20 protein-coding genes and 1 tRNA gene are annotated in these 23,209 nt (G+C 65.7%); 9 read left to right on the top strand and 12 right to left on the bottom strand.

The window, feature by feature from the left end; translation table 11 throughout:
• The first annotated feature begins 195 nt into the window (after window positions 1–195).
• Window positions 196–987 (top strand): hypothetical protein, encoded by a 792-nt coding sequence (locus ACVWZ5_RS18460; protein WP_062572781.1) that lies wholly within the window; start codon window positions 196–198, stop codon window positions 985–987.
• Window positions 984–1,439, top strand: a complete 456-nt coding sequence (gene rimI / locus ACVWZ5_RS18455) for a ribosomal protein S18-alanine N-acetyltransferase (protein ID WP_050706883.1) — start codon at window positions 984–986, stop codon at window positions 1,437–1,439. The genes ACVWZ5_RS18460 and rimI overlap by 4 nt, the downstream gene beginning before the upstream one ends.
• Before the next feature lie 126 nt (window positions 1,440–1,565).
• Here rimI and ACVWZ5_RS18450 read toward each other — a convergent pair whose 3' ends face one another.
• On the bottom strand, window positions 1,566–2,729 hold the full coding sequence (locus ACVWZ5_RS18450) for a hypothetical protein (protein ID WP_062572782.1): 1,164 nt from the start codon (window positions 2,727–2,729) through the stop codon (window positions 1,566–1,568).
• A gap of 66 nt (window positions 2,730–2,795) precedes the next feature.
• Here ACVWZ5_RS18450 and ACVWZ5_RS18445 point away from each other — a divergent pair, with 66 nt between their 5' ends.
• On the top strand, window positions 2,796–3,380 hold the full coding sequence (locus ACVWZ5_RS18445; protein WP_186599268.1) for a YcbK family protein: 585 nt from the start codon (window positions 2,796–2,798) through the stop codon (window positions 3,378–3,380).
• On the opposite strand, the gene ACVWZ5_RS18440 is transcribed toward ACVWZ5_RS18445, so the two are convergent.
• Window positions 3,320–4,225 carry a LysR substrate-binding domain-containing protein gene (locus tag ACVWZ5_RS18440; protein ID WP_186599269.1) on the bottom strand — a complete coding sequence of 302 codons (906 nt, stop codon included), beginning with the start codon at window positions 4,223–4,225 and terminating at the stop codon, window positions 3,320–3,322. The two genes, ACVWZ5_RS18445 and ACVWZ5_RS18440, sit on opposite strands and share 61 nt — an antisense overlap.
• 219 nt (window positions 4,226–4,444) lie before the next feature.
• Here ACVWZ5_RS18440 and ACVWZ5_RS18435 point away from each other — a divergent pair, with 219 nt between their 5' ends.
• A complete protein-coding gene (locus tag ACVWZ5_RS18435) occupies window positions 4,445–5,059 on the top strand; it encodes a LysE family translocator (RefSeq protein ID WP_096048718.1) in 615 nt (204 codons plus the stop codon).
• A 54-nt stretch (window positions 5,060–5,113) separates the two neighbouring features.
• Here the strand turns inward: ACVWZ5_RS18435 and ACVWZ5_RS18430 are convergent.
• Together ACVWZ5_RS18430 and ACVWZ5_RS18425 are read right to left on the bottom strand one after the other, a co-directional pair.
• Window positions 5,114–5,190: transfer RNA gene (locus tag ACVWZ5_RS18430), tRNA-Met, on the bottom strand.
• Between the two features lie 96 nt (window positions 5,191–5,286).
• Window positions 5,287–6,210 carry a FecR family protein gene (locus ACVWZ5_RS18425; RefSeq protein WP_457340782.1) on the bottom strand — a complete coding sequence of 308 codons (924 nt, stop codon included), beginning with the start codon at window positions 6,208–6,210 and terminating at the stop codon, window positions 5,287–5,289.
• Window positions 6,211–6,411: 201 nt separating this feature from the next.
• On the opposite strand from ACVWZ5_RS18425, the gene ACVWZ5_RS18420 reads away from it, so the two are divergent.
• Window positions 6,412–7,626 carry an MFS transporter gene (locus ACVWZ5_RS18420; protein WP_186599270.1) on the top strand — a complete coding sequence of 405 codons (1,215 nt, stop codon included), beginning with the start codon at window positions 6,412–6,414 and terminating at the stop codon, window positions 7,624–7,626.
• A 42-nt stretch (window positions 7,627–7,668) separates the two neighbouring features.
• Here the strand turns inward: ACVWZ5_RS18420 and ACVWZ5_RS18415 are convergent, their stop codons facing one another.
• The gene (locus tag ACVWZ5_RS18415) at window positions 7,669–8,421 is read right to left on the bottom strand and encodes an RHS repeat-associated core domain-containing protein (RefSeq protein ID WP_084943152.1); all 753 of its coding nucleotides are present in this window, start codon (window positions 8,419–8,421) and stop codon (window positions 7,669–7,671) included.
• A 500-nt stretch (window positions 8,422–8,921) separates the two neighbouring features.
• On the opposite strand from ACVWZ5_RS18415, the gene ACVWZ5_RS18410 reads away from it, so the two are divergent.
• Complete coding sequence (locus ACVWZ5_RS18410) at window positions 8,922–10,082, top strand: MFS transporter (RefSeq protein WP_028691163.1); 1,161 nt, start codon at window positions 8,922–8,924, stop codon at window positions 10,080–10,082.
• 22 nt (window positions 10,083–10,104) lie between these two features.
• On the opposite strand, the gene ACVWZ5_RS18405 is transcribed toward ACVWZ5_RS18410, so the two are convergent.
• The 3 genes from ACVWZ5_RS18405 to ACVWZ5_RS18395 all read right to left on the bottom strand — a co-directional run bounded on the left by ACVWZ5_RS18405 (window position 10,105) and on the right by ACVWZ5_RS18395 (window position 14,133).
• Window positions 10,105–12,579 carry a TonB-dependent siderophore receptor gene (locus tag ACVWZ5_RS18405; RefSeq protein WP_457340779.1) on the bottom strand — a complete coding sequence of 825 codons (2,475 nt, stop codon included), beginning with the start codon at window positions 12,577–12,579 and terminating at the stop codon, window positions 10,105–10,107.
• Window positions 12,580–12,674: 95 nt separating this feature from the next.
• Window positions 12,675–13,625, bottom strand: a complete 951-nt coding sequence (locus ACVWZ5_RS18400; protein ID WP_336198035.1) for a FecR domain-containing protein — start codon at window positions 13,623–13,625, stop codon at window positions 12,675–12,677.
• Window positions 13,618–14,133 carry a sigma-70 family RNA polymerase sigma factor gene (locus ACVWZ5_RS18395; protein WP_336198034.1) on the bottom strand — a complete coding sequence of 172 codons (516 nt, stop codon included), beginning with the start codon at window positions 14,131–14,133 and terminating at the stop codon, window positions 13,618–13,620. Before ACVWZ5_RS18395 ends, ACVWZ5_RS18400 begins: the two co-directional genes overlap by 8 nt.
• Before the next feature lie 168 nt (window positions 14,134–14,301).
• On the opposite strand from ACVWZ5_RS18395, the gene ACVWZ5_RS18390 reads away from it, so the two are divergent.
• The 3 genes from ACVWZ5_RS18390 (at window position 14,302) to ACVWZ5_RS18380 (ending at window position 18,557) form a co-directional block, all read left to right on the top strand.
• Entirely contained in the window at window positions 14,302–14,928 is a 627-nt protein-coding gene (locus ACVWZ5_RS18390) for a DNA-3-methyladenine glycosylase family protein (protein WP_084943160.1), read from the top strand.
• Between the two features lie 113 nt (window positions 14,929–15,041).
• Complete coding sequence (gene ada / locus ACVWZ5_RS18385; protein WP_062572792.1) at window positions 15,042–16,100, top strand: bifunctional DNA-binding transcriptional regulator/O6-methylguanine-DNA methyltransferase Ada; 1,059 nt, start codon at window positions 15,042–15,044, stop codon at window positions 16,098–16,100.
• A gap of 54 nt (window positions 16,101–16,154) precedes the next feature.
• Window positions 16,155–18,557: a DUF3772 domain-containing protein gene (locus tag ACVWZ5_RS18380; RefSeq protein ID WP_062572793.1), complete on the top strand. Its 2,403-nt coding sequence runs from the start codon at window positions 16,155–16,157 to the stop codon at window positions 18,555–18,557.
• 158 nt (window positions 18,558–18,715) lie between these two features.
• Here ACVWZ5_RS18380 and ACVWZ5_RS18375 read toward each other — a convergent pair whose 3' ends face one another.
• The 4 genes from ACVWZ5_RS18375 to ACVWZ5_RS18360 form a co-directional block, all read right to left on the bottom strand.
• The gene (locus ACVWZ5_RS18375) at window positions 18,716–18,973 is read right to left on the bottom strand and encodes a hypothetical protein (protein ID WP_084943163.1); all 258 of its coding nucleotides are present in this window, start codon (window positions 18,971–18,973) and stop codon (window positions 18,716–18,718) included.
• Window positions 18,974–19,729: 756 nt separating this feature from the next.
• The gene (locus tag ACVWZ5_RS18370) at window positions 19,730–21,160 is read right to left on the bottom strand and encodes an aldehyde dehydrogenase family protein (RefSeq protein WP_457340778.1); all 1,431 of its coding nucleotides are present in this window, start codon (window positions 21,158–21,160) and stop codon (window positions 19,730–19,732) included.
• A gap of 13 nt (window positions 21,161–21,173) precedes the next feature.
• Window positions 21,174–22,673 (bottom strand): cytosine permease, encoded by a 1,500-nt coding sequence (locus ACVWZ5_RS18365; protein WP_435768248.1) that lies wholly within the window; start codon window positions 22,671–22,673, stop codon window positions 21,174–21,176.
• Between the two features lie 87 nt (window positions 22,674–22,760).
• Window positions 22,761–23,150 carry a YybH family protein gene (locus ACVWZ5_RS18360; RefSeq protein WP_062572798.1) on the bottom strand — a complete coding sequence of 130 codons (390 nt, stop codon included), beginning with the start codon at window positions 23,148–23,150 and terminating at the stop codon, window positions 22,761–22,763.
• Window positions 23,151–23,209 lie beyond the last annotated feature (59 nt).

Below are 23,209 nucleotides of genomic sequence, written 5' to 3'. Positions count from 1 at the left end.
AAAAGGGGCGATTGTACTGCATCCAAGGGGGAGGATTTCACCCCTTGGTCTGTTATGGGGATAACCCTGATGCTCAAAGGGGGATTCACCCCGTCGGAGCGGGCTTGGCCCGCGCTGGCTGACAATCTGTTGCGGCGCATCCTGGGCAACGGCGTTAGAATGCTCGCCTGATTTCGTCCACCGGATACCCGCGCCTTGCTGATCGAGTCCCGCCGCCGTGCCTACCTGTCCGCCATGCAAGTGGTGCACTGGCTGCCGCGCGCCGAACTGCCGTTCGCCGCGCCGTCGCGGCCGGAGCTGCTGTTGCCGGTGGCGCCGGTCGAGGACGTTGGCTTCGAGGTGCGTCCAGCCGCCCCCACGCCTGCGCCGGGCGCCACCCCGACGGCGCCCCAGGCGCGCGCCGAGCGGCCGAAGATCGAAATCCCGCGCCCGGGCAGCGTGCCGAAACCGGCCGCCAAGCCGGTCGAGGCCGAGCAGGAGGCCCCCGCGCCACGCCCGGCGCCGGTGCCGCCACCGCGCTTCGCCCTGCAGTTGCTGCGCGCCGGCAGTTGCCTGCTGCTGGTCGAGCTGGCAACCGGCCAGCCGTTCCAGAGCCGCGACCCGTCCTACCTGCTGCTCAAGGACATGCTGCGTGCCGCCGGCCTGCCGGATGCGCCGCAGATAATCGGCGAGCCGGTGCGCTGGCCGCTGCTGATGCGCGGCAACATGGACCAGGGCCCGGACGCCGCCCGCGACTTCGTCCAGGGTTTCATCGCCGCGCGCCTGGAAGAGGCGCCGTGCACCTGCTTGTGGCTGTTTGGCCTGCCGGCCATCCGCTTCGCCGGCCAGGCCGATGCCCAAGCCTACTACCAAGAACTTGAGGTCGACCTGCTCGGCAACGCCTGGGCCTTGCCCGGCCTTGAACTGTTGATGGACGAGCCGCAACGCAAGGCGGACGTCTGGAAAGCCATGCGCCGGCTGATGGCGCGCTGGAAGAGCGTTGAATGAGTGACTCGATCAGTTTCCGCCCGGCAACCGAGGCGGATCTGGATGCCCTGCTTAAGATCGAATATGCCGCCTTCAGCCACCCCTGGACCCGCGGCATCTTCCTGGATGCGCTGAAGTCCTACGAAGTGTGGCTGATGTTCGTTGGCCAGCAGCAGGTCGGCCATGGCGTGATCAACGTGATCATCGACGAGGCGCACCTGCTCAACATCACCGTCAAGCCTGAGAACCAGGGCTGCGGGCTGGGCCTGCGCCTGCTCGAGCACCTGATGGCGCGGGCCTACCAGCTCAATGGCCGCGAGTGTTTCCTCGAAGTGCGCGCCAGCAACCAGTCGGCCTATCGCCTGTATGAGCGCTATGGGTTCAACGAGATTGGCCGGCGCCGTGACTACTACCCGGTGGCGGGTGGGCGGGAAGACGCACTGGTGATGGCCTGTACGTTGCTCGAAGACTGAGCGCTATGCCCTGTAGGGGATAATCCAGCCCTTCAGGATGCGCTGTCGTGCAGGGAACTATCCCTTGCGGGAGCGGCCTCGTGCCGTGAAAGGGCCGCTCCTGCAGGGATCGCGTGAGCAGTCGGCTCAGATCTGCGGGTGTTCCACTTCGATCGGCTTGCGCAGATCTCGCAGGCTGCGCGTCACCGTCCCGGTATTGCACTTGGCCGCCGCCTGCTCCGGCGTCATGTCACGGATTGTGCGGTAGAACAGCTCGCAGGTCTGCTTCTTCTGGGTTACCTGCCACTTGCTGGTGCAGGCCTGCAGGGTGAGCTTGGCGTCGGCCTGCGGGTTGCGTCCCATGCCGGCCTGCCAGCAGGCGGCGGAGAGGTCCTGGCCCATCATCTTCAGGCCTGCGGCGTCGGCCTTGTCCTGGTCGCCGTCGTAGCTTTTCGGATCGGCCGCGTACCAGATCGCGCTCGGGTGGTTGGCGCCGAGCACGGGTACCTTGGCGCCGCCCGGCTCGGGCGTGATGCTGACCAGCCCCAGCACGTTGACCTTCGGCCCGTACTGCTGCTGGATCCAGCTGCGCACCGGCGCGCCGAAGGCGACCATCGGCAGGGCACCCTTGCCGTCATGGGTGAGGGCGACTTCCTTGACCATGCGCACCTGATAGTCGTTGAAGTAGCTGTAGACCCCCTCCAGGTCCTTGCCCGCGCTGGCGGGCGCGGCGATCGGGGCGATGTCGACGATGGTCTGGTAGGCCGGGGTCTGGGTGGCCTCGACACCGTTGAAGGTCAGAAGCGCGGCCCAGCGGTCGGTGGTGTTTGACTTCAGGTAGTCCTGGTAGCGGGTCAGCGAGTAGTCCGGCGGGAAGTGCAGCAGCTCGATACTGCGGCGGTTCTCCAAGGCCATTCCCAGGGGCAGGAACAGGTACCAGCTGTAGTCCCAGCCGCCTTTCTGGTTGAGGCGGGTGGCGCCCTGGTAGGCCAGCTCGCCGCTGTCGAGCAGCTTGCGCAAGGGTTCGGTATAGCTGGCCGGCACGCCGGTGATGCTGGCATGCAGCTTGTCGTTGTCGCGGTTCACCGTGACCTTGGCGTTGGCGTAGCCATCGCGTTGCACGCTCTGGGTGAGGTAGTGCTCGACCGTCTGTTCGAGTGTCCAGTCGCGGTAGCAGATCACGTTGCAGTTGTTGGGGTAGGCGAACAAGCGGGTGACCCGTTGGGCATCGCCCAGGTCGATCTGCGCGTCGGCCATGGCCAGGCCGCTGAAGGTGAGGGCGGCCAGGCCCGATACCGCAATCTTGTGCATGCTTAACTCCTTGTCAGTGGCCGCCGGGACGGCGGGCGCGTCCATGGTGGATGAAGAGGTGGGGCAATGAAAAGCGCCAGGACATGGCTATTGGCTAGCGCGCTGGTCGGGCTGGGTGCGGTCCAGGCCGATGAACGCGATGTGTGGATGTTCGCCCAATGGGCCGGGGATCACGAGAACCGCAAGTTTCGTGAAATGCTGGTGGAGGCCCGGCTATATGGCGTGGTGCCGATCCATCAGTTGCTGCGCTCGGCCTCGGACTGGCGCCTGTGCCAGGCCTCGCCCTTCGCGGTGCCGCCGGCGAGCCACTGGCCGGCGGTGCGCTCGACGCTGGCCTTGATCCAGACCCTGGACCGCCAGGGCATCCTGCCTCAGTTCGAAGTGGTGTCGGCCTACCGCGATCCCAGGCTCAATGCCTGTGCCGGCGGCGCGCCGAGCAGTGCGCACATGCGCGCCTTCGCCGTCGACCTGCTGCTACCGCGCGGGGTCGACCCGAGCCCGCTGTGCCGCTTCTGGCAGCAGCACGGCCAGGCCTGGAACATGGGCCTTGGCCGTTACCCCTCGGGGCGCATCCATATCGACACGGCCGGCTATCGCACCTGGGGCGGTGACGGCGAGGCCGGATCGTCGTTCTGCAGCAAGCCCAGGTGAGCCAGGCAGGCCTGGCACTCATTGCCGACCCACTGCGCGAAACGCTGGCGCTTGCTGCCGTCATCCAGTGGTTGCGGGCTGAGCAGGTGGTAGCCGGAGCCATCGCGCAGGAAGCCGAAGGGCGCTTGTAGCTGGCCATTATCCAGTTCGTCGCGGACCATCAGCGCGGAGGCGATGGCCAGCCCCATGCCCGCGCTGGCGGCCTGGATCGACAGATAGAAGTGCTCGAAGTCGCTGCGCGCCGTTTGCCGGATATCCTGGCCGCTCAGGCGCAGCCAAGTGGCCCAGGCATCGGGGCGGGTGGCGCTGTGCAGCAGGCGTTGGCCCTTGGGACCCGGCGTGGCGACCGGGCCGATCCATTCATCGCAGATCTTCAGGCTGTGCAGTTGGCGGTCCCAGTGGAAGTCATCGCGGCGCAGGGCCAGGTCGATGCCGCTGCGGGCGAAGTCCACCGGGCCGCCGGCGGCCACCAGGTGCAGTTGCAGGTCCGGGTGCCGGGCATGGAAGCGTGGCAGTCGAGGGATCAGCCAGCGCATGGCGATGGTCGGCTCGCACGACACCACCAGTACGTTGTCGTGGGCTTGCTGGTGCAGGCGCTGCACGGCGCCTTCCAGCTGCTCGAAGATCGCCTGGGTGGTGGCCTGCAGGTCGCGCCCGGCGCGGGTGAGGAAGATCGCCCGGTTGCGCCGCTCGAACAGTTCCACGCCGAGGCTTTCCTCCAGCAGGCGCACCTGGCGGCTGACAGCGCCGTGGGTGACGTGCAACTGCTCGGCGGCGCGCACGAAGCTTTCGCTGCGTGCGGCAATGTCGAAGTAGCGAAAGGCAGTGAGGGGAGGCAGTTTCATGTGCTGGCCTGTTCCGGTGCTATCGCGGGGCAAGCCCGCTCCCACAAGTGCGGCGTGAAGCGCTCGTGGGAGCGGGCTTGCCCCGCGACGGCGCCGGTAGAATTCATGATGATCTGTCAGGAAAACTAGCAGATCAGCCTCACTATAAATCGATTTTTACTCGTTCAAAGCAACAGGATAATCCCATCTTCCGTGAATTTTCATCGAGGATACCTGTTCGTGAACGAACTCATCGCCGTCGCCCTCTTCACCCTCCTGGCCGTCATCAGCCCCGGCGCCGACTTCGCCATGGTCACCCGCAGCAGTTACGCACAGGGCCGCAAGGCCGGTCTCGCGGCAGCGGTAGGTATCGCCCTGGGCGTGCAGGTGCATGTGTTGTACACCGTGCTCGGTATCGCCGTGATCATCAGCCAGAGCCCAACCCTGTTCCTGGCCATGAAGGTGGTGGGAGCGGGCTACCTGGTGTACCTGGGCTATAAATCGCTGACCAACACCACGCGCATAAGTCTCGAAGGCCTGGCGCACAGCGAGGCCAGTGTGGCCAGTGCATTACGCACGGGCTTTCTGACCAATGCGTTGAACCCCAAGACCATGCTCTTCGTGGTCAGTGCCTACACCCAGGTGGTGCAGCCCGGCAGCCCACTGGCACTGGACTTCGCCTATGGCGCGTTCATGTCGTTCGCCCATTGGGTGTGGTTCAGCCTGGTGGCGGTGTTTTTCTCCAATCACCTGTTGCGTCGGGCGATGATCGAGCGACAGGTGGTGGTCGATCGGGTCATCGGCGTGGCGTTGATCGGGCTGGGGCTGGCCGTGGTCGTGGCGGGTGTGAAGTAGATTTTTCGCAGGCAAAGAAAAAGGGCTTATCTTTCGATAAGCCCTTTTAGAAGGTGGTGGCTACACAGGGACTTGAACCCCGGACCCCAGCATTATGAATGCTATGCTCTAACCAACTGAGCTATGTAGCCAACTTGGCGCGCATTATTAGCTCGAATCGCGATCCTGTCAACAACGTTTTCAAAAAAAATTTCCAACCTTTCAAAAACTTAGCCGGGCAGGGCGCTTCAGCGCACGACCAGCCAGTGGCCGAGCAGGTTGTGCAGGCGCAGTTGCTGATCGGCAGCCAGGCGCTCGAGGCTCTGCGCCGGGTGGTCGAGGTCGAAATCGCCGCTGACCCGCTGGTAGGTGGCCTGCTCGTTCAGCATCAAGACACGCTGGCCTCGGTAATCGGCCAGGCGTTCCAGCACTTCGCTCAACGGCAGGTTCCTGGCCTTCAACTGGCCGTTGCGCCAGGCATCGGCCAATTTGGCGTCGATCTTCTCGACCGGATTGATGCGGCTTTCGCTGAAAGTCACCCGCTCGCCGGCATTGACCAGGCGCTGGTCGCCACCCTGCAACACCGCAGCCTTGCCGGCGAACACCACCAGTTCGTCGTAGTCGGCATGGCGGGCGATCTGCAGGCGGGTGCCGAACACCTGGATCCGGGTGTCATCGACCTGCACCTCCAGGGCACGGCCATCGAGCATCACCTCCAGGTAAACCTGCCCCTGCACCAGGTGCAACTGGCGGGTGCGGCCACGCAGGTCGACATTTATCGCGCTGGCGCTGTCCAGGTGCAGGGTCGAGCCATCGGCCAGGCGCACGCTGCGGCGCTCGCCGCTGTCGGTGTGCAGTTCGCTGCCCAGGCGCTGCATCACGGGCCAGTAGAGCCAGGCCAATGCGCCCACCAGCAGCAGAAACAGTAGCGCCAGGCACAACCTGGCCCAGCTGCGGCGGACCTTGGCGATGCGTGGTCGCGGGCGCGCCGCTGGAACCTGCAATTGCTGCCAGTAGGCTTCGAGCTGGGCATAGGCCCTGGCGTTGAGCGGGTCCTGGCACCAGCTGGCGAATGCCTGGCGCAGGGCCTCGTCGCAGCCGGGTTGGCGCAGGCGCGAGAACCAGTCCAGGGCTTCCTGCTCGGGGTCGGGCGTTGGCTGCAAGGCGGGCATCGGGCTCATGGGATCGGTCTGCTCGCAGGGGGAGGGCGGTTTCGCCCCGCATTTACAGGGAAGAGGAGAAAGGATGCTAAATATATTGAGAATTATTTACAAGTACGTGTCGGATGGAAGGCTCTCCGAAATAAAAAGGTAGCTTCGTATCTATTTGTTTCACGATAATCGGATCCCAATCCGCGGACGGACATCCAGCCCATGGCCATCAGCAGTACCACGACCTCCAGCGCCAGCAACCCGGCCAACCAGGCCTCGCCGCTGGTGATGCGCATCATCGGTTTCTGCGCCCTGGCGCACCTGATCAACGACCTGATCCAGTCGGTGCTGCCGGCGATCTACCCGATGCTCAAGGCCAACTACGGCCTGAGCTTCGCCCAGATCGGCCTGATCACCCTGACCTTCCAGATCACTGCCTCGTTATTGCAGCCGTGGGTGGGCTTTTTCACCGACAAGCGGCCTACACCGAACCTGTTGCCGCTAGGCACCCTGTGCACCCTGGTGGGTATCGTGATGCTGGCCTTCGTCGGCAGCTTCCCGATGATCCTGCTGGCCTCGGCGCTGGTGGGCATCGGTTCGTCGACCTTCCACCCCGAGACCTCGCGCATCGCCCGGCTGGCCTCCGGCGGGCGCTTCGGCCTGGCCCAGTCGAGCTTCCAGGTCGGCGGCAATGCCGGCTCCGCGCTCGGCCCGCTGCTGGCGGCGGCGATCGTCATTCCCTTCGGCCAGACCCATGTCGCCTGGTTCGGCCTGGCCGGTCTGTTCTTCTTCGCCGTGACCCTGATGCTGCGCCGCTGGTACAAGGAGCACCTCAACCAGGCCAAGGCGCGCAAGGCGGTGCAGGCCACCCACGGTATCTCGCGCCAGCGGGTGATCCTGGCGCTGGTGGTGCTGGGCCTGCTGGTGTTCTCCAAGTACTTCTATATGTCCAGCTTCACCAGCTACTTCACCTTCTACCTGATCGAGAAGTTCCAGCTGTCGGTGGCGAGTTCCCAGTTGCACCTGTTCCTGTTCCTCGGCGCGGTGGCGGCGGGCACGTTCTTCGGCGGGCCGATCGGTGACCGTATCGGGCGCAAGGCGGTGATCTGGTTCTCGATCCTCGGGGTGGCGCCGTTCACCCTGGCGCTGCCGTATGCCGACCTGTTCTGGACCACCGTGCTCAGCGTTGTGATCGGTTTCGTCCTGGCGTCGGCGTTCTCGGCCATCGTGGTGTATGCCCAGGAACTGGTGCCGGGCAATGTCGGGATGATCGCCGGGATCTTCTTCGGGTTGATGTTCGGCTTCGGCGGGATTGGCGCGGCGCTGCTGGGGTATGTGGCGGATCTGCGTGGGATCGAGTATGTGTATGGGGTTTGCTCGTTCCTGCCGTTGTTTGGGTTGTTGGCGGTGTTTTTGCCGGCTACGGCCAAGAAATGACGGGTTTGGACTAGGCCTCTCTATAGAGAGGCCTAATGTTTTTCAGGCTTCACTTCTGATTTCGCTCAAGATATCTCGGGGTTGGCTGTCTTGTAATACGTCAAGGCGTTTAATAGTTGCTGTTATTTTTTCTGTTAATGGCGAGACCTTTTTTAGTAGGTAGTTTGAGTATTTTGCATTGTCTTTGGGGTTGTTGGATCTAGCCGCTATTTTAAGTAATTCTAGTTTGCTTTTGCGGTGTTCTAGTTTTGCTTCCCTGATCTCCAGTTTCTTGATATGTTGCGTGTCTTTTTTTGTAATGCCTACATAATTTTCCCAGCTTGGGTAGTAATGTAGTGTGCTGTTCTCGGCTATGGTTTTGCTCGCGACAGCATCATTGAATGATATTCTGATAGTCTTCCCTAAACTGACGTCGTAGTTTTTAGGTGTTGACTTTAGTATTCCTTTAGGGGCGGCTGGTGAGTGACCTGAGGAATCAAGCAAGTTAATGGGGTCTCCTAAACAGTAGGCATAGGTGTTGATTCCACCATCGTCAAAAGGGCTGACGCTGTCGGGAGAGCCGAATCGCATAATTGTGGAGTGGTATGCCCGATAGCCATCTCCGAGTAAATAGTAGTTTAATAGATCGCGGGGCTCAGCATTGAATCCAAGCAGCGATAACATTCGGTTGCTGGCTTGATCATATCCAAATGCGCAAAATTTTAGGCGATGGATCGTCTGAGAGTTCTGCAGCAAAAGAGGCGAACCTTGCACATCAGTGCCCAGTAAAGTTGTTTGTGCAGTGTTGACTGGCATGGCAGCGGCCTGAGAGAGCTAATAAAAGCTTGAATTTGGGCCGTCTGTGGTGGGTTGGCAACTGTCAGAAATATCAGGTGGTTGTTTCAAGGCTGCGTAATGGTGGGGTTGCAAACCGGCCCTTCGCTGCTTGACCATTGGACCAAGAACCGCTGTTGTGATTAGCGGATTGACGCCTCAGGGCTCCCTGGCCTAGAGTGCCGCCTCCTCTCCACCTGCGTAGTCGATGCAATGCGCCGTACCCGTAGTCTCCGCTCACACCGCCAGCCTGTCGCCCCGACAGCGCGCCGCGCGTGGCCGATCGACACGGTGCTCAAGCGTCGACGCAGCGTGCTGTTCGCCTTCACCTTCTCGCCACACCTTGCCCTGAACTGATCCGCGCCCCTGCATCCCGCACCTTCGCGGCGTGATCGCGGGCGCCTGCGTTCGAACATCTTTCAGCGGATTTTCCAGTCGGCCAGGGCCAGAGCCCCTGCGCGCCGGCTTGCAAGGAGTGGTACATGAACATGCGTTTGCTGGCGGGCCTGTTGTTCGCCGTGTCGGTGGTCGGTTTCAGCCTCGGGGCGAGCCTGCCGCTGGTGTCGTTGCGCCTGCACGAGGCGGGGGCGGGGACACTGGAGATCGGCATCATCTCGGCGATCCCGGCGGCGGGCATGATGCTCTCGGCGTTCATGGTCGACGCCTGCTGCCGGCACCTGACCCGCCGGGTCATCTACCTGCTCAGCTTCAGCCTGTGCACCCTGAGCATCGCCCTGCTGGAATGGGCCTTCGACTCGATGCTGTGGCTGGCGCTGCTGCGCCTGGGGCTCGGCATCGGCATGGGCATCGCGATCATCCTCGGCGAGTCGTGGGTCAACGAGCTGTGCCCGGAGCACAACCGCGGCAAGATCATGGCCCTGTACGCCACCAGCTTCACCGGCTTCCAGGTACTCGGCCCGGCGTTGCTGGCGCTGCTCGGCGCCGACAGTCCTTGGCTGACCGGCGTGGTCACCGTCTGTTACGGCCTGGCGCTGCTGTGCATCCTGTTCACCGTGCCCAATGACCATGTCGAGCATGGCGACGAAGGCGAGAAGAGCTTCGGCCTGGCCGGCTTCTTCCGCGTCGCCCCGGCGCTGTGCGTGGCGGTGCTGTTCTTCTCGTTCTTCGATGCCGTGGTGCTGTCGCTGCTGCCGGTGTATGCCAGCAGTCACGGCTTTGCCGTGGGCGTGGCGGCGCTGATGGTGACCGTGGTGTTCGCCGGCGACATGATCTTCCAGCTGCCGCTGGGCTGGCTTGCCGACCGGGTCGAGCGTACCGGGCTGCACCTGGTGTGCGGGCTGGTGGCGATGAGCATCGGCATCGCCTTGCCCTGGCTGCTGCAGATGACCTGGCTGCTGTGGCCGTTGCTGGTGGTGCTCGGGGCAGTGGCGGGCGGCATCTACACACTGGCGCTGGTGCTGATCGGGCAGCGCTTCAGGGGTCAGGACCTGGTGACGGCCAACGCCAGTGTTGGCCTGCTGTGGGGTGTCGGCAGCCTGGTCGGGCCGCTGGTCAGCGGCGCGGCGATGGATGTGGCGCCCCATGGCCTGCCCATGGCGCTGGCGCTGATGGCGGGACTGTTCGTGTGCTTCGCCCGCCAGGCCTATCGCCGGGCGGGCAAGCTTCAGGCGGTGGCGGACTGACCCCCAGCCATCGCGGGGCAGGTCAGAACGTTCCGCGCAAGGTCACCGACACGTTGCGCGGGTCGCCCCAGTAGTAGCCGGTCGGCGTCGGCGCCACCTGGCGGTAGTACTTCTTGTCGAACAGGTTGTTGGCGTTCAGCTGCAGCGAGTAGTTGTCGTTGAAGCGGTAGTTCACCATCGCGTTGTACACCGCATACCCCGACTGCGAGGCTTCGGCGCTGCCGCTGCGGTTGTAGATGTCGCTCTGCGCCTGCACGCCGCCGCCCACGGTCCAGGCCTGCAGCTCGCCCGGCAGGCGATAGCTGGTGAACAGGCGCAGCATGCGCTTGGGGTCGGTGGTGCGGATCGGGTTGCCGTTGTTGCCGGTGGTGTCCTTGAGGTATTCGGTGGTGTTGTAGGTGTAGCCGCCGGTCACGTTCCAGCCCGGCAGCACTTCGCCGGAAATCTCCAGCTCGAAGCCCTGGCTGCGGTTCTTGCCCGCGGCGACCTTGCAATAGCCGCTGGTGTAGTTGGGCAGGCACGGGTTCGGCCCGCTGAGGTCGTCCAGCGCGTTGCCGACCTGGTAGATGCGGAAGAACGCCAGCGAGGTGTTCAGCCGGCCCTCGTAGAACTCGCCCTTGATCCCCGTCTCGTAGGCTTCGCCGGTGACCGGTTCGAGCACGGAGCCGGCGGCATCGGTGTTGGTCTGCGGGTTGAAGATCTCGGTATAGCTGGCGTAGGTGCTGAAGTTCTCGTTCAGGTCGTAGATCAGCGCGGCGTACGGCACGATCTCGTTGTCGACGCTGAACTTGCCGCTGGCCTTGGTGTTGTTCTCCTGCTCGTAGTCGTACCAGTTGGCGCGTGCGCCGATGATCGCGGTCAGCGGGTCGGCCAGGGAGATGCGCCAGGTGGCGTAGGCGCCTTCCTGGGTGGTGCGGGTGCGCACCGGGTGGGCGGTGATGTTGATGTGCGGGTTGGCCAGGCTGGTCTTCGGGTCCCAGGTGCGGATGTCGAACACGCCCGATTGCACATTGTTGGTGGCCGAGGCGTAGGAGTCGTTGCGGATGCGCTCGACACCCAGCATCAGCTCGTGGGTGCGGCCGAGCAAATCGAACGGGCCGTTGAGGGTGGCGCTGAGGTTGTTCTGCAGGCTCTCGCCGCCATCGCCTTCGGTCACCTGGTAGCTCATCAGGTAAGGGTTGCGGGTCGGGTTGGCGGTGCCGGTGGCGCGGGTGAAGTAGGTCTGCTTGAAGCCGTTGTCGTCCAGCTCGAAGTGGGTGCGCTGGGCCATCAGCTTGAGCGTCCAGTCGTTGTCGAAACGGTGTTCGAGCTCGGCGAAAGCCTGCAGGTTGCTGCGGTTCCAGCGGTTCCAGTCGGCGCCCAGGTAGGTGCTGCGGCCGAACGGCAGCGGCGAGCCGTCGTAGTCGGCCGGCAGGTTGCCCCAGGCGCCGGTGGCGTCGAGCTGGGTCCATTCCAGGCCGGTGGTGAGGGTGGTGCTGTCGTCGAGGTCGAAGGCCATCACCCCGTACAGCACGTCCTTGCGCTCCTGGCGCGATTGCTGGAAGTGGTCCTTCTCGTCGTGTACCGCGATCACCCGGCCACGCACGTTGCCTGTCTCGGTCAACGGCCCGGAGAGGTCGGCGACGTAGCGCTGGGCGTCCCAGGTGCCGAGGGTGACGCTGCCTTCGCCCTGGAACTCATAGGTGGGCCGCTTGCGCACCAGGTTGACGGTGCCCGAGGGGTTGCCGGCGCCGCGCAGCATGCCGGTGGCGCCGCGCAGGACCTCGGCGCGGTCGAGGATCGCCGAGTCGCTCTGGATGAACGAGCCGCCGCCGCTGCTCTGCACCACGGTGGCGCCGTCGTACTGGATGGCATCGATCTGGTAGCCGCGCGAGAAGTACTGCACCCGCTCGCTGTCGGTGAGGTTGACCACCACGCCGGGGGTCTGTTCGAGCAGGTTGGTGAGGTTGGTGATGTTCTGGTCGTCGATCCGCTGGCGGGTGACCACGGTCACCGACTGCGGGGTGTGGCGGATGCTTTGCGGGGTCTTGCCGATGGTCACCGCCCCGGTGGTGTAGGAGCCGCTGTGCTCGGTGGTCTCGCCCAGGCGGTTGCTGGAGATGCTGGTGGCGCCCAGTTGCAGGGCGTCGCCGACGTCCAGGGCAGGGAGCAGCAAAAAGCTCTTGTCGCTTTCCTGCTGGACCTGCACCTCGCTGCCCCGCAGCAGGATCTGCAGGGCCTGGGCGCTGTCATGCCGGCCTTGGACGCCCTGGGTGGTCTTGCCCCGCAGGCTGCCGGCGTCGAACGACAGGTTCAGCCCGCCCTGGCGCGCCAGCTGGTCCAGCGCGGCGGCCAGCGGGCCGGCCGCGATGTTCCAGTCGCGCGGCTGGCTCTGGCTGGCGGGCGCGGCAAGGGCGAGGGGCGGCGGCAGGCCGGCGCAGGCCACGCCCAGGCCCAGGGCGGCGGCGCGGATGGCATGGCGCAGGGGGGCGTTGCGGGGGGAACACGGGCGGATCATGAAGCGCTCCTGAAGGTTGGCAGACCACTGTTCGGGCTTGTTTCCTTCAGGCCGGACGAGAATGAGATTCCACCTCATTTATTTTTTTGATGTTTTCAGGCGGCGCCGATGCTCACCCAGAAGCGCGTGCGGTAGTCGACGCGCACCGGCAGGCTGCGGGCGACCAGCAGCAGGACCTGGTCGGTGTCGGCCAGCTGGAAGGTGCCGGAAACCTTCAGCCCTGCCACCTCCGGCGCACAGCGCAGCAGGCCGGGGCGGTAGCGAGACAGTTCGTCGGTGAACTCGCCCAGGGGCATCTGCTGCACGCTGAGCACGCCGTCGGTCCAGCCCCAGGGGTCACCGTGCAGGTTGGCGGGCTGGAAGTCGCCCTGGGCGAACACCTGCAGCACCTCGCCGGGCTTGACCCGATGCGCGGCGGCGGTGGCGGGGAACAGCGTCACCTCGCCCCGGCGCACGGCCAGCAGCAGGCCTTGGGCGTTTTCCCGCAGCAGCAGTTGGCCGCCCAGGGTGCTCAGGGCGCCGACGTGGGTGTCGATGTTGAACGGCCGGTTGTCGTTGGCGTTGCCGTCCAGGCTGACCTCGCCGCGCAGCAGGTTCAGCCGGCGCTGCTCGGCGCTGTAGCGCAGGTCGATGGCGCTGGCGGTGTTCAGGCGGATCAGGCTGCCGTCGCTGGCCAGCAGCTCGCGGCGCTCGCCGGTAGCGGTGCGGCTGTCGGCCATCAGCGCCGGCAGGCCCAGGGGCTCGCGCGCGGCCCAGCCGACACTGGCGCCGAGCGCGAGCAGCGACAGTAGCTTGAGGTGGTCGCGCCGGCTCATGCGGCGGCGTTCGCTGCCGGCCAGGGTCTGGCGGCTCAGCTCGGCGGGCAGGCTGGCCAGTTCGTCGCCGAGGCTGCTGACCCGCTGCCAGGCCTGGGCATGCTGCGGGTGGCTGGCCAGCCAGCGCTGGAACTGCTGTTCGGTGCGTGGGCCGGGGCTGTCGTAGCGCAGTTTCACCAGCCATTCGATGGCTTGGTCGACCTGGGCCTGGCTCGGATCCTGGTCAGGCATCGGCGTAGCGGATCCGGTAGCAGACACCCAGGGCCTTGACCAGGTCGCGCTCGACCGTGGCCCGGGAAACGTCCAGGCGCTGCGCGACCTGGGTGAGGGTGAGGCCGTCGAGCTGTGCCAGCAGGAACGCCTGGCGCACCCGTGGCTTGAGGCGTTGCAGGGCGCGGTCGAGGCGTTCGAGGGTGTCGAGGATCAGCAGGCGCTGTTCCTCGCTGGGGGCTTCTTGCTCGGGCAGGTTGGCCAAGCTCTCGAGGTAGGCTTTTTCCAGGGCGCGGCGGCGGAACTGGTCGATCATCAGGCCGCGGGCGATGCTGCTCAGGTAGGCCCGTGGCTCCTTGAGCGGTGAAACCTGGCGCGCCTTGAGCAGGCGCACGAAGGTGTCCTGGGCCAGGTCCGCGGCGTGCTCCCGGCAGCCGACCCGGGCGCCGAGCCAGCCGCGCAGCCAGCGGTGGTGCGCCTGATAAAGCAGATCGACCTCGGCCGGTTTCAGCGTGTCTTCGATCTGCATCGTCTGGAGAGCCTGCCTGGATAATGTGATTGTTAATAGTTCTCAATTCTATGCGGGGCGATGCGGTCGGATCAATGGCAGGCCTCTGACTTGATGAGCAAGATTGAGCGTTTCACCGATGAACGGTTGGGCTAGGCTAGGGGATCGTGACTTGTGCGAACGCCTTTGATGATCCTTGCAGACCTATCCCCGCAGGCCTTTGAAGATGCCGCTGCATGGCTGGCCGGGCAGGACCCGGACTGGGCGCGGCATATTGCCGCCGTGGGGCCTTGCCTGCACCGTGCCACGCCCGGGCGCGAGCCGTACGAGGCGCTGGTGCGGGCCATCGCCTACCAGCAATTGCATGCACGGGCGGCCGAGGCGATCCTCGGGCGGTTGCTGGCGCTGTTCCCGGATGGGGTGTTTCCCGCGCCCGAACAGCTGCTGGCGGTGACGCCTGAGGCGATGCGCGCCTGTGGGTTCTCCGCGAGCAAGATTGCCACGGTTCACGGGATCGCCCAGGCGCGATTGGAGGGCGTGGTGCCTAGCCGGGAAGAGGCGCTGAGCCTGCCGGACGCCGCGCTGGTCGAGCGTCTGGTGGCGCTGCGTGGGGTAGGGCGCTGGACGGTGGAGATGCTGCTGATCTACAGCCTGGAGCGATCGGATATCCTGCCGGTGGATGATTTTGGCGTGCGCGAGGGGTATCGGCGCATGAAAGGCTTGGACAAGGCGCCGACGCCTGCGCAGATGCGGGCGCTGGGTGGTGCGTGGAGTCCTCATCGCACCGTGGCGGCCTGGTACCTGTGGCGGGCTTGAAGCTTTCCTGCATGGCCCCGCGATAGGGCCTGTGAAAACACCGCAAGAATCGGAGTTCCACGCATCATCCACCCTGCCAGGCTGACGCTATCGAATCCCAGGAGAGGCCCCTGATGAAGCCCGCCCCGACCACCTACACCACCGACGCCGAACGCTGGCACGCCGTGCAGGCTCGCGACACGGCCGCCACAGGCCACTTTGTCTACGCCGTGCGCACCACCGGCGTGTATTGCCAGCCTGCCTGCAAGTCGCGCCTGGCCAAGCGCGAGAACGTCGAATTTTTCAGCACCGCTGCCCAGGCCGAGGCCGCCGGTTATCGCCCTTGCAAGCGCTGCAAGGGTGGGCAGGGCAGCCGGCGTACCGAGCTGGTGGCCCGCGCCTGCCGCCTGATCGAGGCCAGCCCGACCGTGCCCAACCTCGACCAGCTCGGCAGCGAGCTGAACGTCAGCCCGTTCCACCTGCACCGCCTGTTCAAGGCCGAGACCGGCCTGACCCCCAAGGCCTATGCCTCGGCCTTCCGCGCCCAGCGTCTGCGCGAGCGCCTGGACGCCGCTGGCAGCGTCACCGAAGCCATCTTCGACGCCGGCTACAACTCCAACAGCCGCTTTTACGAAAGCGCCGGCGAGCGCCTCGGTATGCGCCCCAGGGAATACCGTGCCGGCGGCCAGGGCGCGACCATTCGCTTTGCCCTGGCCCAGTGCTCACTTGGGGCGATCCTGGTGGCCCAGAGCGAACGGGGCATCTGCGCGATCCTGCTCGGTGACGAGCCCGAGCCCTTGCTCAAGGACCTGCAGGACAAATTCCCCAAGGCCCTGCTGATCGGCGGCGATGACGCCTTCGAGCGGCTGGTGGCCGAGGTGATCGGCTTCGTCGAGGCGCCGGCCCTGGGCCTGGCGCTGCCCCTGGATGTGCAGGGCACGGCGTTCCAGGAGCGAGTCTGGCAGGCGCTGCGCGAGGTGCCGGCCGGGACCACGGTCAGCTACACCGACATCGCCGAGCGCATCGGCGCGCCCAAGGCCGTGCGGGCCGTCGCCCAGGCCTGCGCGGCCAACGCGATCGCCGTGGCCATTCCCTGCCACCGGGTGGTACGCCGCGACGGCGACCTCAGCGGCTACCGTTGGGGCATCGAACGCAAGCGCCAGCTGCTGGACCGAGAGACGGCACTCTCCTGAGCCTCCAGACCGCGTAGAATCCACGCCCTGTCGAGTTGTGTAGAGGAACCTTCGATGAGGCGTGTCAGCCTTGACCGATTCTATGCGGGGATTTTCGCCCTGCTGTTGTGCCTGGCCGTGCCGGCATGGGCCCAGCCGGCCACGCCGGTATCGCGCCTGGCCGTGGCCGAGCAGCAGGTGCTGGACGAGAACGCCAGCCTGGAGGAGTTGAGCGAGCGGCTCGACCAGATCCGCCAGGGCGTCACCAGCAACGCCAACGACGACCTGCTCGCGCAGTTGCGCCAGTCGGCCCTGCAGGTGCAGCGCCAGGCCGATGTGCTGGCCACCCAGCGCACCGCCGACGTGCAGCGCCTGGACGACCAGCTCAACGTGCTCGGCCCGCCGCTGGAGGAGGAGGCCGAGAGCCTGACCCGCCAGCGCAAGCAGCTCACTGACGAAAAAAACAAGGTGGTTGCCGAGCAGAAGGACGCCACCACGCTGACCCAGTCGGCCCGTGACTTGTCCACGCAGATCGTCAACTTGCGCCGCAGCCTGTTCAACTCGCAGATCACCAGCCGCGCCGCCAGCCCGTTGAGCCCGGCGTTCTGGTCGAGCCTGATCCGCCCCACCGACGACGATGTGGCGCGCCTGCGCGACCTGCGTGGCGAGGTGTCGGACGCCATGGCCAGCGCTTTCAGCGCCGAGCACCGCTGGTTGTTCATCACCGCGCTGGTGGCGGCGGTGCTGGTCTGGACCCTGGTGCGCCGGATATTGGAGCGCCTGCTGGCCGACGCCATGATCCGCTGGCTGCCCGAAGGCCGCCTGCGCCGCAGCGCCCTGGCGCTGAGTGTCAGCCTGGCGACCCTGGGCACCATTTCCGGCTCGGTGTCGTTGCTGCGCTGGGGCCTGGAGAGCAGCGCGGATCTGGGCACGGACCTCGCCAGCCTGACCAACCATATCCTCGCCCTGGTGATCTTCAGCGCCTTCATCTCGGGCCTGGGCCGCGCCATGCTGATGTTGCAGCGTCCGTCCTGGCGCCTGCCGCCGATCCCCGACGAGGTGGCCAGCGCACTGGGCTGGTTCCCCAAGGTCCTGGCCCTGGCGCTGATGGTGCTGCTCACCCAGGAACGCATCAACAGCGTGATCGGCAGCAGTCTGGCGCTGACCCTGGCGACCAATGGCCTGACCACGCTAGTGGTGTCGCTGCTGTTCGTCGTGGCCCTGCTGCGCTATCGCCGCGCCCACCGCCAGCATGACCTGGAGCGCCCCAAGGGCCTGGCCGGGCTGATCCCGTTCGTGATCGTGATGTGGGTGCTGGCGATCCTGCTGACCCTGCTTACCGGTTACCTGACGCTGGCCTACTTCCTCACCGGCAAGCTGCTGTGGATCAGCGTGGTGGTGGTCTGTGCCTACTTGCTGGTCACGGTGTTCGGCGACCTGTGCGAGACCCTGCTGTCGCCGCGCCAGCCCGGTGGCCTGGCGCTGGCCTCGGCGCTTGGCCTGCAGCAACGCCACCAGGCCCAGGCCAGCACGGTGCTGGCGGGCATCGGCCGCACGCTGCTGCTGTTCGCCGCCGCGCTGCTGGTGTTCATGCCTTCGGGCACCAGCCCGGGCGAGTTGCTGCTGAGCCTGGCGGACTGGGACGGCACCGGCGGCAAGGTCCTGGGCAACCTGAACATCGTGCCCCAGGACATCTTCCTGGCCGTGGCGATCTTCATCGGTGGCTGGTTCGCCATCCGCGTGGTCAAGCGCTGGCTGAGCGAGCGCCTGCTGCCGGAGACCGACATGGACGCCGGCATGCGCGCCTCGCTGGTGACGCTGGTCGGCTACCTGGGCTTCCTGTTCCTGGCCATGCTGGTGATGTCTACCCTGCACATCAATCTGACCAGCCTGACCTGGGTGGTCAGTGCGCTGTCGGTGGGTATCGGTTTCGGCCTGCAGCAGATCGTGCAGAACTTCATCTCCGGCCTGATCCTGCTCACCGAGCGCCCGGTGAAGGTGGGCGACTGGGTGAGCCTGGCCGGTGTCGAGGGTGATATTCGCCGGATCAACGTGCGCGCCACCGAGATCCAGATGTCCGACCGCTCGACGGTGATCGTGCCCAACTCGCAGTTCATCTCGCAGAACGTGCGCAACGTGACCATGGCCAATGCCTTGGGCGTAGTTGGCATTACCTTGACGCTGCCGCTGGAGACTGACCCGGCGAAGGTGCGCGAGGTGTTGCTGGCGGCGTACAAGGAGCATGAGTCGATCCTCGATGCGCCGGCCACGTCGGTGACCTTCAAGGACCTGACCAGCAGTGGCATGGTGATCGGTGTAAGCGGTTACGTGGCCTCGCCGCGGCAGGTGTCGAGCACGCGCAGCGATCTGCTGTTCACCATCCTCGGGCGTTTGCGTGACGAAGGCATCGCCCTGTCGTCGCCGCAGAGCATGGTGCTGGTGCAGGAGAACGGGCGACCGGCCGACGAGCCGGCGTGAGGCCATCTCGGCTCTTGTAGGAGCGGCCTTGTGTCGCGAAAGGGCCGCAAAGCGGCCCCGGCGATCTGTCTTGTGGCGCAGACCCTGGGGCCGCTTCGCAGCCCTTTCGCGACACAAGGCCGCTCCTACAGAGATCGCGCAGGGCAGGTCTCTTGGCGTCAGCCGCAAGAGCAGCGGTTCAGCGCATGTTCCGCCAACGCCCGCCCCATCTGCACGTTGTGCGCGGCGTTCACCAGCATTCCCAGCCCGGGTTCGCCGGCCAGGGCGCAACAGTATTCGTCGATGGTGTCTTCGATACCGCGCATCAGCTGGATGGCGTGCAGCAGCGCCTCGGTGGTGGGCATATCGTCGTTGATGGTGAAGAAGGGGCGGTTGAGCGATTTGGCAGGGGGTGGATCGGGAACGATCTTTTTCATGGGAAGCACTCATTTCGATTGGAAAGGTGCCGCCTCCAGATCCCTCTCACAGGATGAGGGTGGCAGCCGTACGCGGGGTGAGAGACCGGTCGAAATGAGCAAATGCCGGCCAGGCCTGGGCCTGCCCGCGCACAGCCGCCATGGCAGTGCTGCGTACTTCATTTCGACGGTGGCAGGCTCTCACCCCTGGTCGCCGGTAAGACGACTTGGGGAAGTTAGTCCTGCTGATGGTCCTCGACAATTCAGACGCGTCGGCAGCGTGCGTAGGGTAATTCCCAAGCTATTCTGCTTTGAAGCACTTTGTTTCAGGTTCGGAAATGTCTTACGGCTGAAGAGGTATTGATCGTCGTGGGAGCGGGCTTGACCCACGATGGTGCTCCAAGTGATATCGCGAGAAGGCGACCATGTGTTCGCCGATAGCCTTGCAGCGCCTATGAGATCGAGCGCCGCCCGCGCGGCGCATCGCGACGCAAGGCCGCTCCTACATCTGTTTCGGGCCAGTCAATCCTGTGCCATTAGCGGGTCCGCCTTGTTGGTACGACGCGGTTTCAGTGTAGGCACCACTAGCGCCTCACCTGTCTCAAGGCATGCATCAAGGCGGGCAACCATGGCCTGACAGGTTCGGCAAGTTGCAACAAATGTGGGAGCGGCCTTGCGTCGCGATGCGCCGCGCGGGCGGCGCTCGATCTCGCAGGCGCTGCAAGGCTGCCGTCGAACACCTGCCAGTCTCACGCGCCTGTGAAAGGGCTCAGCTACTCACCCCAAACACCGCGTCACATGCTTCACCGACTGATACCCCGAAAGCCCCCAAGGCCCAAGCTCTCGCCCAATCCCGCTGCCCTTGGTCCCGCCCCACGAGGTCTCGACGAACACCGCCTGCACCGAGTTGATCCACACATGCCCGACCTCCAGCGCATCGGCCACGCGCTCGGCGCGCTCCAGGTCGGCGGAGCAGACGGTGGCCACCAGGCCGAAGCGGCTGTCGTTGGCCTGGGCGATTGCTTCGGCCTCGTTGCCGAAGCGCCGCGCGCACAGCACCGGGCCGAAGATCTCCTCGCTCCACAGGCGGCTGCTCACCGGAACATCCACGTACAGCGTCGGGCTGACGAACCAGCCGTCGCGGTCCAGCGCCTTGCCGCCGGCCAGGCACTTCAGGCCCTCTTCGCGGGCGGTGGCGAAATAGCCGACGACCTTGAGCCACTGCGCCTGGCTGGTCAGCGGCCCCATGTCCACTTCTTCCGCCAGCGGGTTGCCCACGCGCAAGGCTTCCAGGGCTGCCTGCAAGCGCGGCAGCAGGGTGTCGGCGATGCCGTCCTGCACCAGCAGGCGCGAGGTGGCCGAGCACATCTGCCCGGCGTTCCAGGTGATGCCGGCGACGATCCACTCCACGGCCTGGTCGACATCGCAATCGTCGAACACCACGATGGCCGACTTGCCGCCCAGCTCCAGCGTCACCGGTCGGCACTGGGCCGCGGCGGCGCGCATCACCTGGCTGCCGACGCCGTTGCTGCCGGTGAACGACAGTTTGTCCAGGCCATGGTGACCACTGAGGGCGGCGCCGGTCTCGGCCTTGCCGCCCACGATGTTCAGCACGCCGGCCGGCAGGCCCAGCAGCTCGGCGATCTGGCCGTAGGCCTGCTCGATCAGCGGGGTGACTTCGGAAGGTTTGAGCACTACGGTGCAGCCGGCAGCCAGGGCCGGGGCGAGCTTCCAGGCGCTGGTCACCAGCGGGAAGTTCCACGGCACGATCAGGCCGACCACGCCCACCGGCTCAAGACGGGTACGGGCAGTGAAGCCCGGCGCGGCCAGGGGCACGTCGCGGTTCTTCGCAGGCAGTTGCTCGGCGAGGTTGGCGTAGTAGGCGAAGGTGGCGATGGCGTCGTCCAGGTCGATTTCGGCCTCATGGCGCGGCTTGCCGTTGTTGCGCATCTGCAGGGCGATCAGTTCGTCGCGGCGCTGGCCTAGCTGTTCGGCGAAGCCGCGCAAGTAGGCGGCGCGCTCGGCGGCGCTGACCGTCTTCCACGATGCCAGGGCGCGACGCGCGGCGGCTACGGCCTGGTCGACCTGGGCGCTGCTGGCGGCCATCAGTTCGGCGAACGGCTGGCCGTCGGACGGGTTGTGGACAACGATGCAGTCGCTGCCATGGCCTTCGACCCAGCGGCCGTCGATGTAGTGAGGTGTGGTCATGGTCGGATTCCAGTCAGGCCATTTCGGCGGTGGTCACGGGCTTTACGGGCGTGCTCTTGCAGCGCACCCAGCGCGGGCCGCGAGGGCCATACACGCCAGCGGGTTCGGGGAACAGGTTGAGCAGGATCAGGTACAGCACGGCGGCGATACCCAGGGTCACCGGCAGGCTCAGGTCGATGCCGCCGGCCAGTTCGCCCAGCGGGCCGACGAACTGCCCCGGCAGGTTGACGAAGCACAGGCCGACCACAGCGCTGGGGATCCACGCGCCCATGCCGCGCCAGTTCCAGCCGTGGTCGAACCAGTAGTGGCCGCCCTGCTGGCCGCGGGTGAACACCTGCAGGTCGTCGGCGTGGTAGAAGCCGCGGCGGGTGATCAGGCCGAGGATCATGATCACCATCCACGGGCTTGTGCAGGTGATGATCAGCACCGCGAAGGTCGACACGCTCTGCACCAGGTTGAAGGTGAAGCGGCCGACGAAGATGAAGCCGATGGCCAGCACGCCGATCAGCAGGGTGGCGGCGGCGCGGCTGAGCAGGCGCGGGAACACGCTGGACATGTCCAGGCCGGTGCCGTACAGCGCCGTGGTGCCGGTGGACATGCCGCCGATCACCGCGATCAGGCACACCGGCAGGAAGAACCAGCCCGGCGAGATCGCCAGCAGGCCGCCGACGTAGTTGTTGGCGGCGATGTAGTCCGGTGCCTGGCTGGCCACCAGGGTGGCGGTGCACAGGCCGAACAGGAACGGAATCATCGTGGCGGCCTGGGCGAGGATCACTGCCAGCATGATGCGCGACTTGGCGGTCTCGCGCGGGATATAGCGCGACCAGTCCCCAAGGAAGGCGCCGAACGACACCGGGTTGCTCATGGCCAGTATCGCCGCGCCGACGAATGCCGCCCAGAAGCCGGCCTGGCCGAGGTTGACGCTGCCGGCGTAGCCCGCGTCGAAGGGCCCGGCGAAGGCGAAGATGCCCAGCAGGAACAACAGGCTCGAGGCCCACACCGCGATCTTGTTGACCCACAGCATGAAGCGAAAGCCAAAGATGCACACCACCAGCACCAGCACCGCGAACAGGCCGTAGGCCAGGCCCAGGGTCAGGTCGGTTTCCGGCAGGCCGGCCAGGCGCTTGGCGCCGCCGACCAGGGCATCGCCCGAGCTCCACACCGACAGCGAGAAGAACGCCACGGCGGTCAGCAGCGACAGGAACGAGCCGACGATACGCCCGTGCACGCCGAAGTGGGCGCCGGACGATACCGCGTTGTTGGTGCCGTTGAGCGCGCCGAACAGGCCCATCGGCGCGAGGATCAACGCGCCCACGCCGACGCCGAGCAGGATTGCCCAGACGCCGGCCTGGAACGACAGCCCGAACAGCACCGGGAAGCTGCCCAGCACGGCGGTGGCGAAGGTGTTGGCGCCGCCGAAGATCAGGCGGAACAGGTCCAGCGGGGTGGCGTCGCGTTGATCGTCGGGGATCTGTTCGACGCCATTGGTCTCGATACCGGTCGAGTGGCTCATGGTGATGCTCCAGCGCGAATGTTGTCGGCCGTCGGGCGGCCTTGTTGTGGGTGCGATGGCAGTGCGGCAGGGCCGCTTGAAAGGGAATCAGGCCGGCGAGATGACCGACAAGTGTTCGTGACAGGCCAGCCAGCGTTCGCCGTGCAGGCGAAAGACGATGGTCTCGCGCTCGTTCAGGTCTAGGGTTTCACCGGCGACGCGCAGGCGCGTGGCCACATCGTGCATGAAGACCGCCACGTCGCCCTGCAGGCTCACCTGCGCGTTGCTGGACTCACAGCCGAGCACGGCGAATCCGTCCACCTGCCAGCTGGCCCAGAGATCTTCATAGGCGCGGCGTGACAGCAGCGGTTGCGGCACGGTGTGGAAAAGGAAGGTGGCGTCTTCGCTGAAGCAGGCGAAGTAGCGGGCGGTGTCGTTGCTGGCGAAGGCGGCGACGAGGTCGGCGGCGGCCTGCCGTACCTGGAGTGTCTGGTCCACGGGAGTGGCCTCACGGTTTATTGTGATTGTTGGTGAAGCGATTCTGGTGGGGGCGGGCG

The organism is Pseudomonas sp. TE6283 (assembly GCF_054060555.1).
This window is presented reverse-complemented; position numbering and strand designations above follow the sequence as displayed.

Bases quoted from the DNA above. Each gene is read 5' to 3' on its own strand.
- ACVWZ5_RS18445 (WP_186599268.1), top strand. From the start codon at position 2,796: ATGAAAAGCGCCAGGACATGGCTATTGGCTAGCGCGCTGGTCGGGCTG.
- ACVWZ5_RS18375 (WP_084943163.1), bottom strand. From the start codon at position 18,973: ATGAAAAAGATCGTTCCCGATCCACCCCCTGCCAAATCGCTCAACCGC.
- ACVWZ5_RS18380 (WP_062572793.1), top strand. From the start codon at position 16,155: ATGAGGCGTGTCAGCCTTGACCGATTCTATGCGGGGATTTTCGCCCTG.
- ACVWZ5_RS18415 (WP_084943152.1), bottom strand. From the start codon at position 8,421: ATGCCAGTCAACACTGCACAAACAACTTTACTGGGCACTGATGTGCAA.
- ACVWZ5_RS18405 (WP_457340779.1), bottom strand. From the start codon at position 12,579: ATGATCCGCCCGTGTTCCCCCCGCAACGCCCCCCTGCGCCATGCCATC.
- ACVWZ5_RS18420 (WP_186599270.1), top strand. From the start codon at position 6,412: ATGGCCATCAGCAGTACCACGACCTCCAGCGCCAGCAACCCGGCCAAC.
- ACVWZ5_RS18440 (WP_186599269.1), bottom strand. From the start codon at position 4,225: ATGAAACTGCCTCCCCTCACTGCCTTTCGCTACTTCGACATTGCCGCA.
- ACVWZ5_RS18370 (WP_457340778.1), bottom strand. From the start codon at position 21,160: ATGACCACACCTCACTACATCGACGGCCGCTGGGTCGAAGGCCATGGC.
- ada (WP_062572792.1), top strand. From the start codon at position 15,042: ATGAAGCCCGCCCCGACCACCTACACCACCGACGCCGAACGCTGGCAC.
- ACVWZ5_RS18395 (WP_336198034.1), bottom strand. From the start codon at position 14,133: ATGCAGATCGAAGACACGCTGAAACCGGCCGAGGTCGATCTGCTTTAT.
- ACVWZ5_RS18410 (WP_028691163.1), top strand. From the start codon at position 8,922: ATGAACATGCGTTTGCTGGCGGGCCTGTTGTTCGCCGTGTCGGTGGTC.
- ACVWZ5_RS18450 (WP_062572782.1), bottom strand. From the start codon at position 2,729: ATGCACAAGATTGCGGTATCGGGCCTGGCCGCCCTCACCTTCAGCGGC.
- rimI (WP_050706883.1), top strand. From the start codon at position 984: ATGAGTGACTCGATCAGTTTCCGCCCGGCAACCGAGGCGGATCTGGAT.
- ACVWZ5_RS18365 (WP_435768248.1), bottom strand. From the start codon at position 22,673: ATGAGCCACTCGACCGGTATCGAGACCAATGGCGTCGAACAGATCCCC.
- ACVWZ5_RS18425 (WP_457340782.1), bottom strand. From the start codon at position 6,210: ATGCCCGCCTTGCAGCCAACGCCCGACCCCGAGCAGGAAGCCCTGGAC.
- ACVWZ5_RS18390 (WP_084943160.1), top strand. From the start codon at position 14,302: ATGATCCTTGCAGACCTATCCCCGCAGGCCTTTGAAGATGCCGCTGCA.
- ACVWZ5_RS18400 (WP_336198035.1), bottom strand. From the start codon at position 13,625: ATGCCTGACCAGGATCCGAGCCAGGCCCAGGTCGACCAAGCCATCGAA.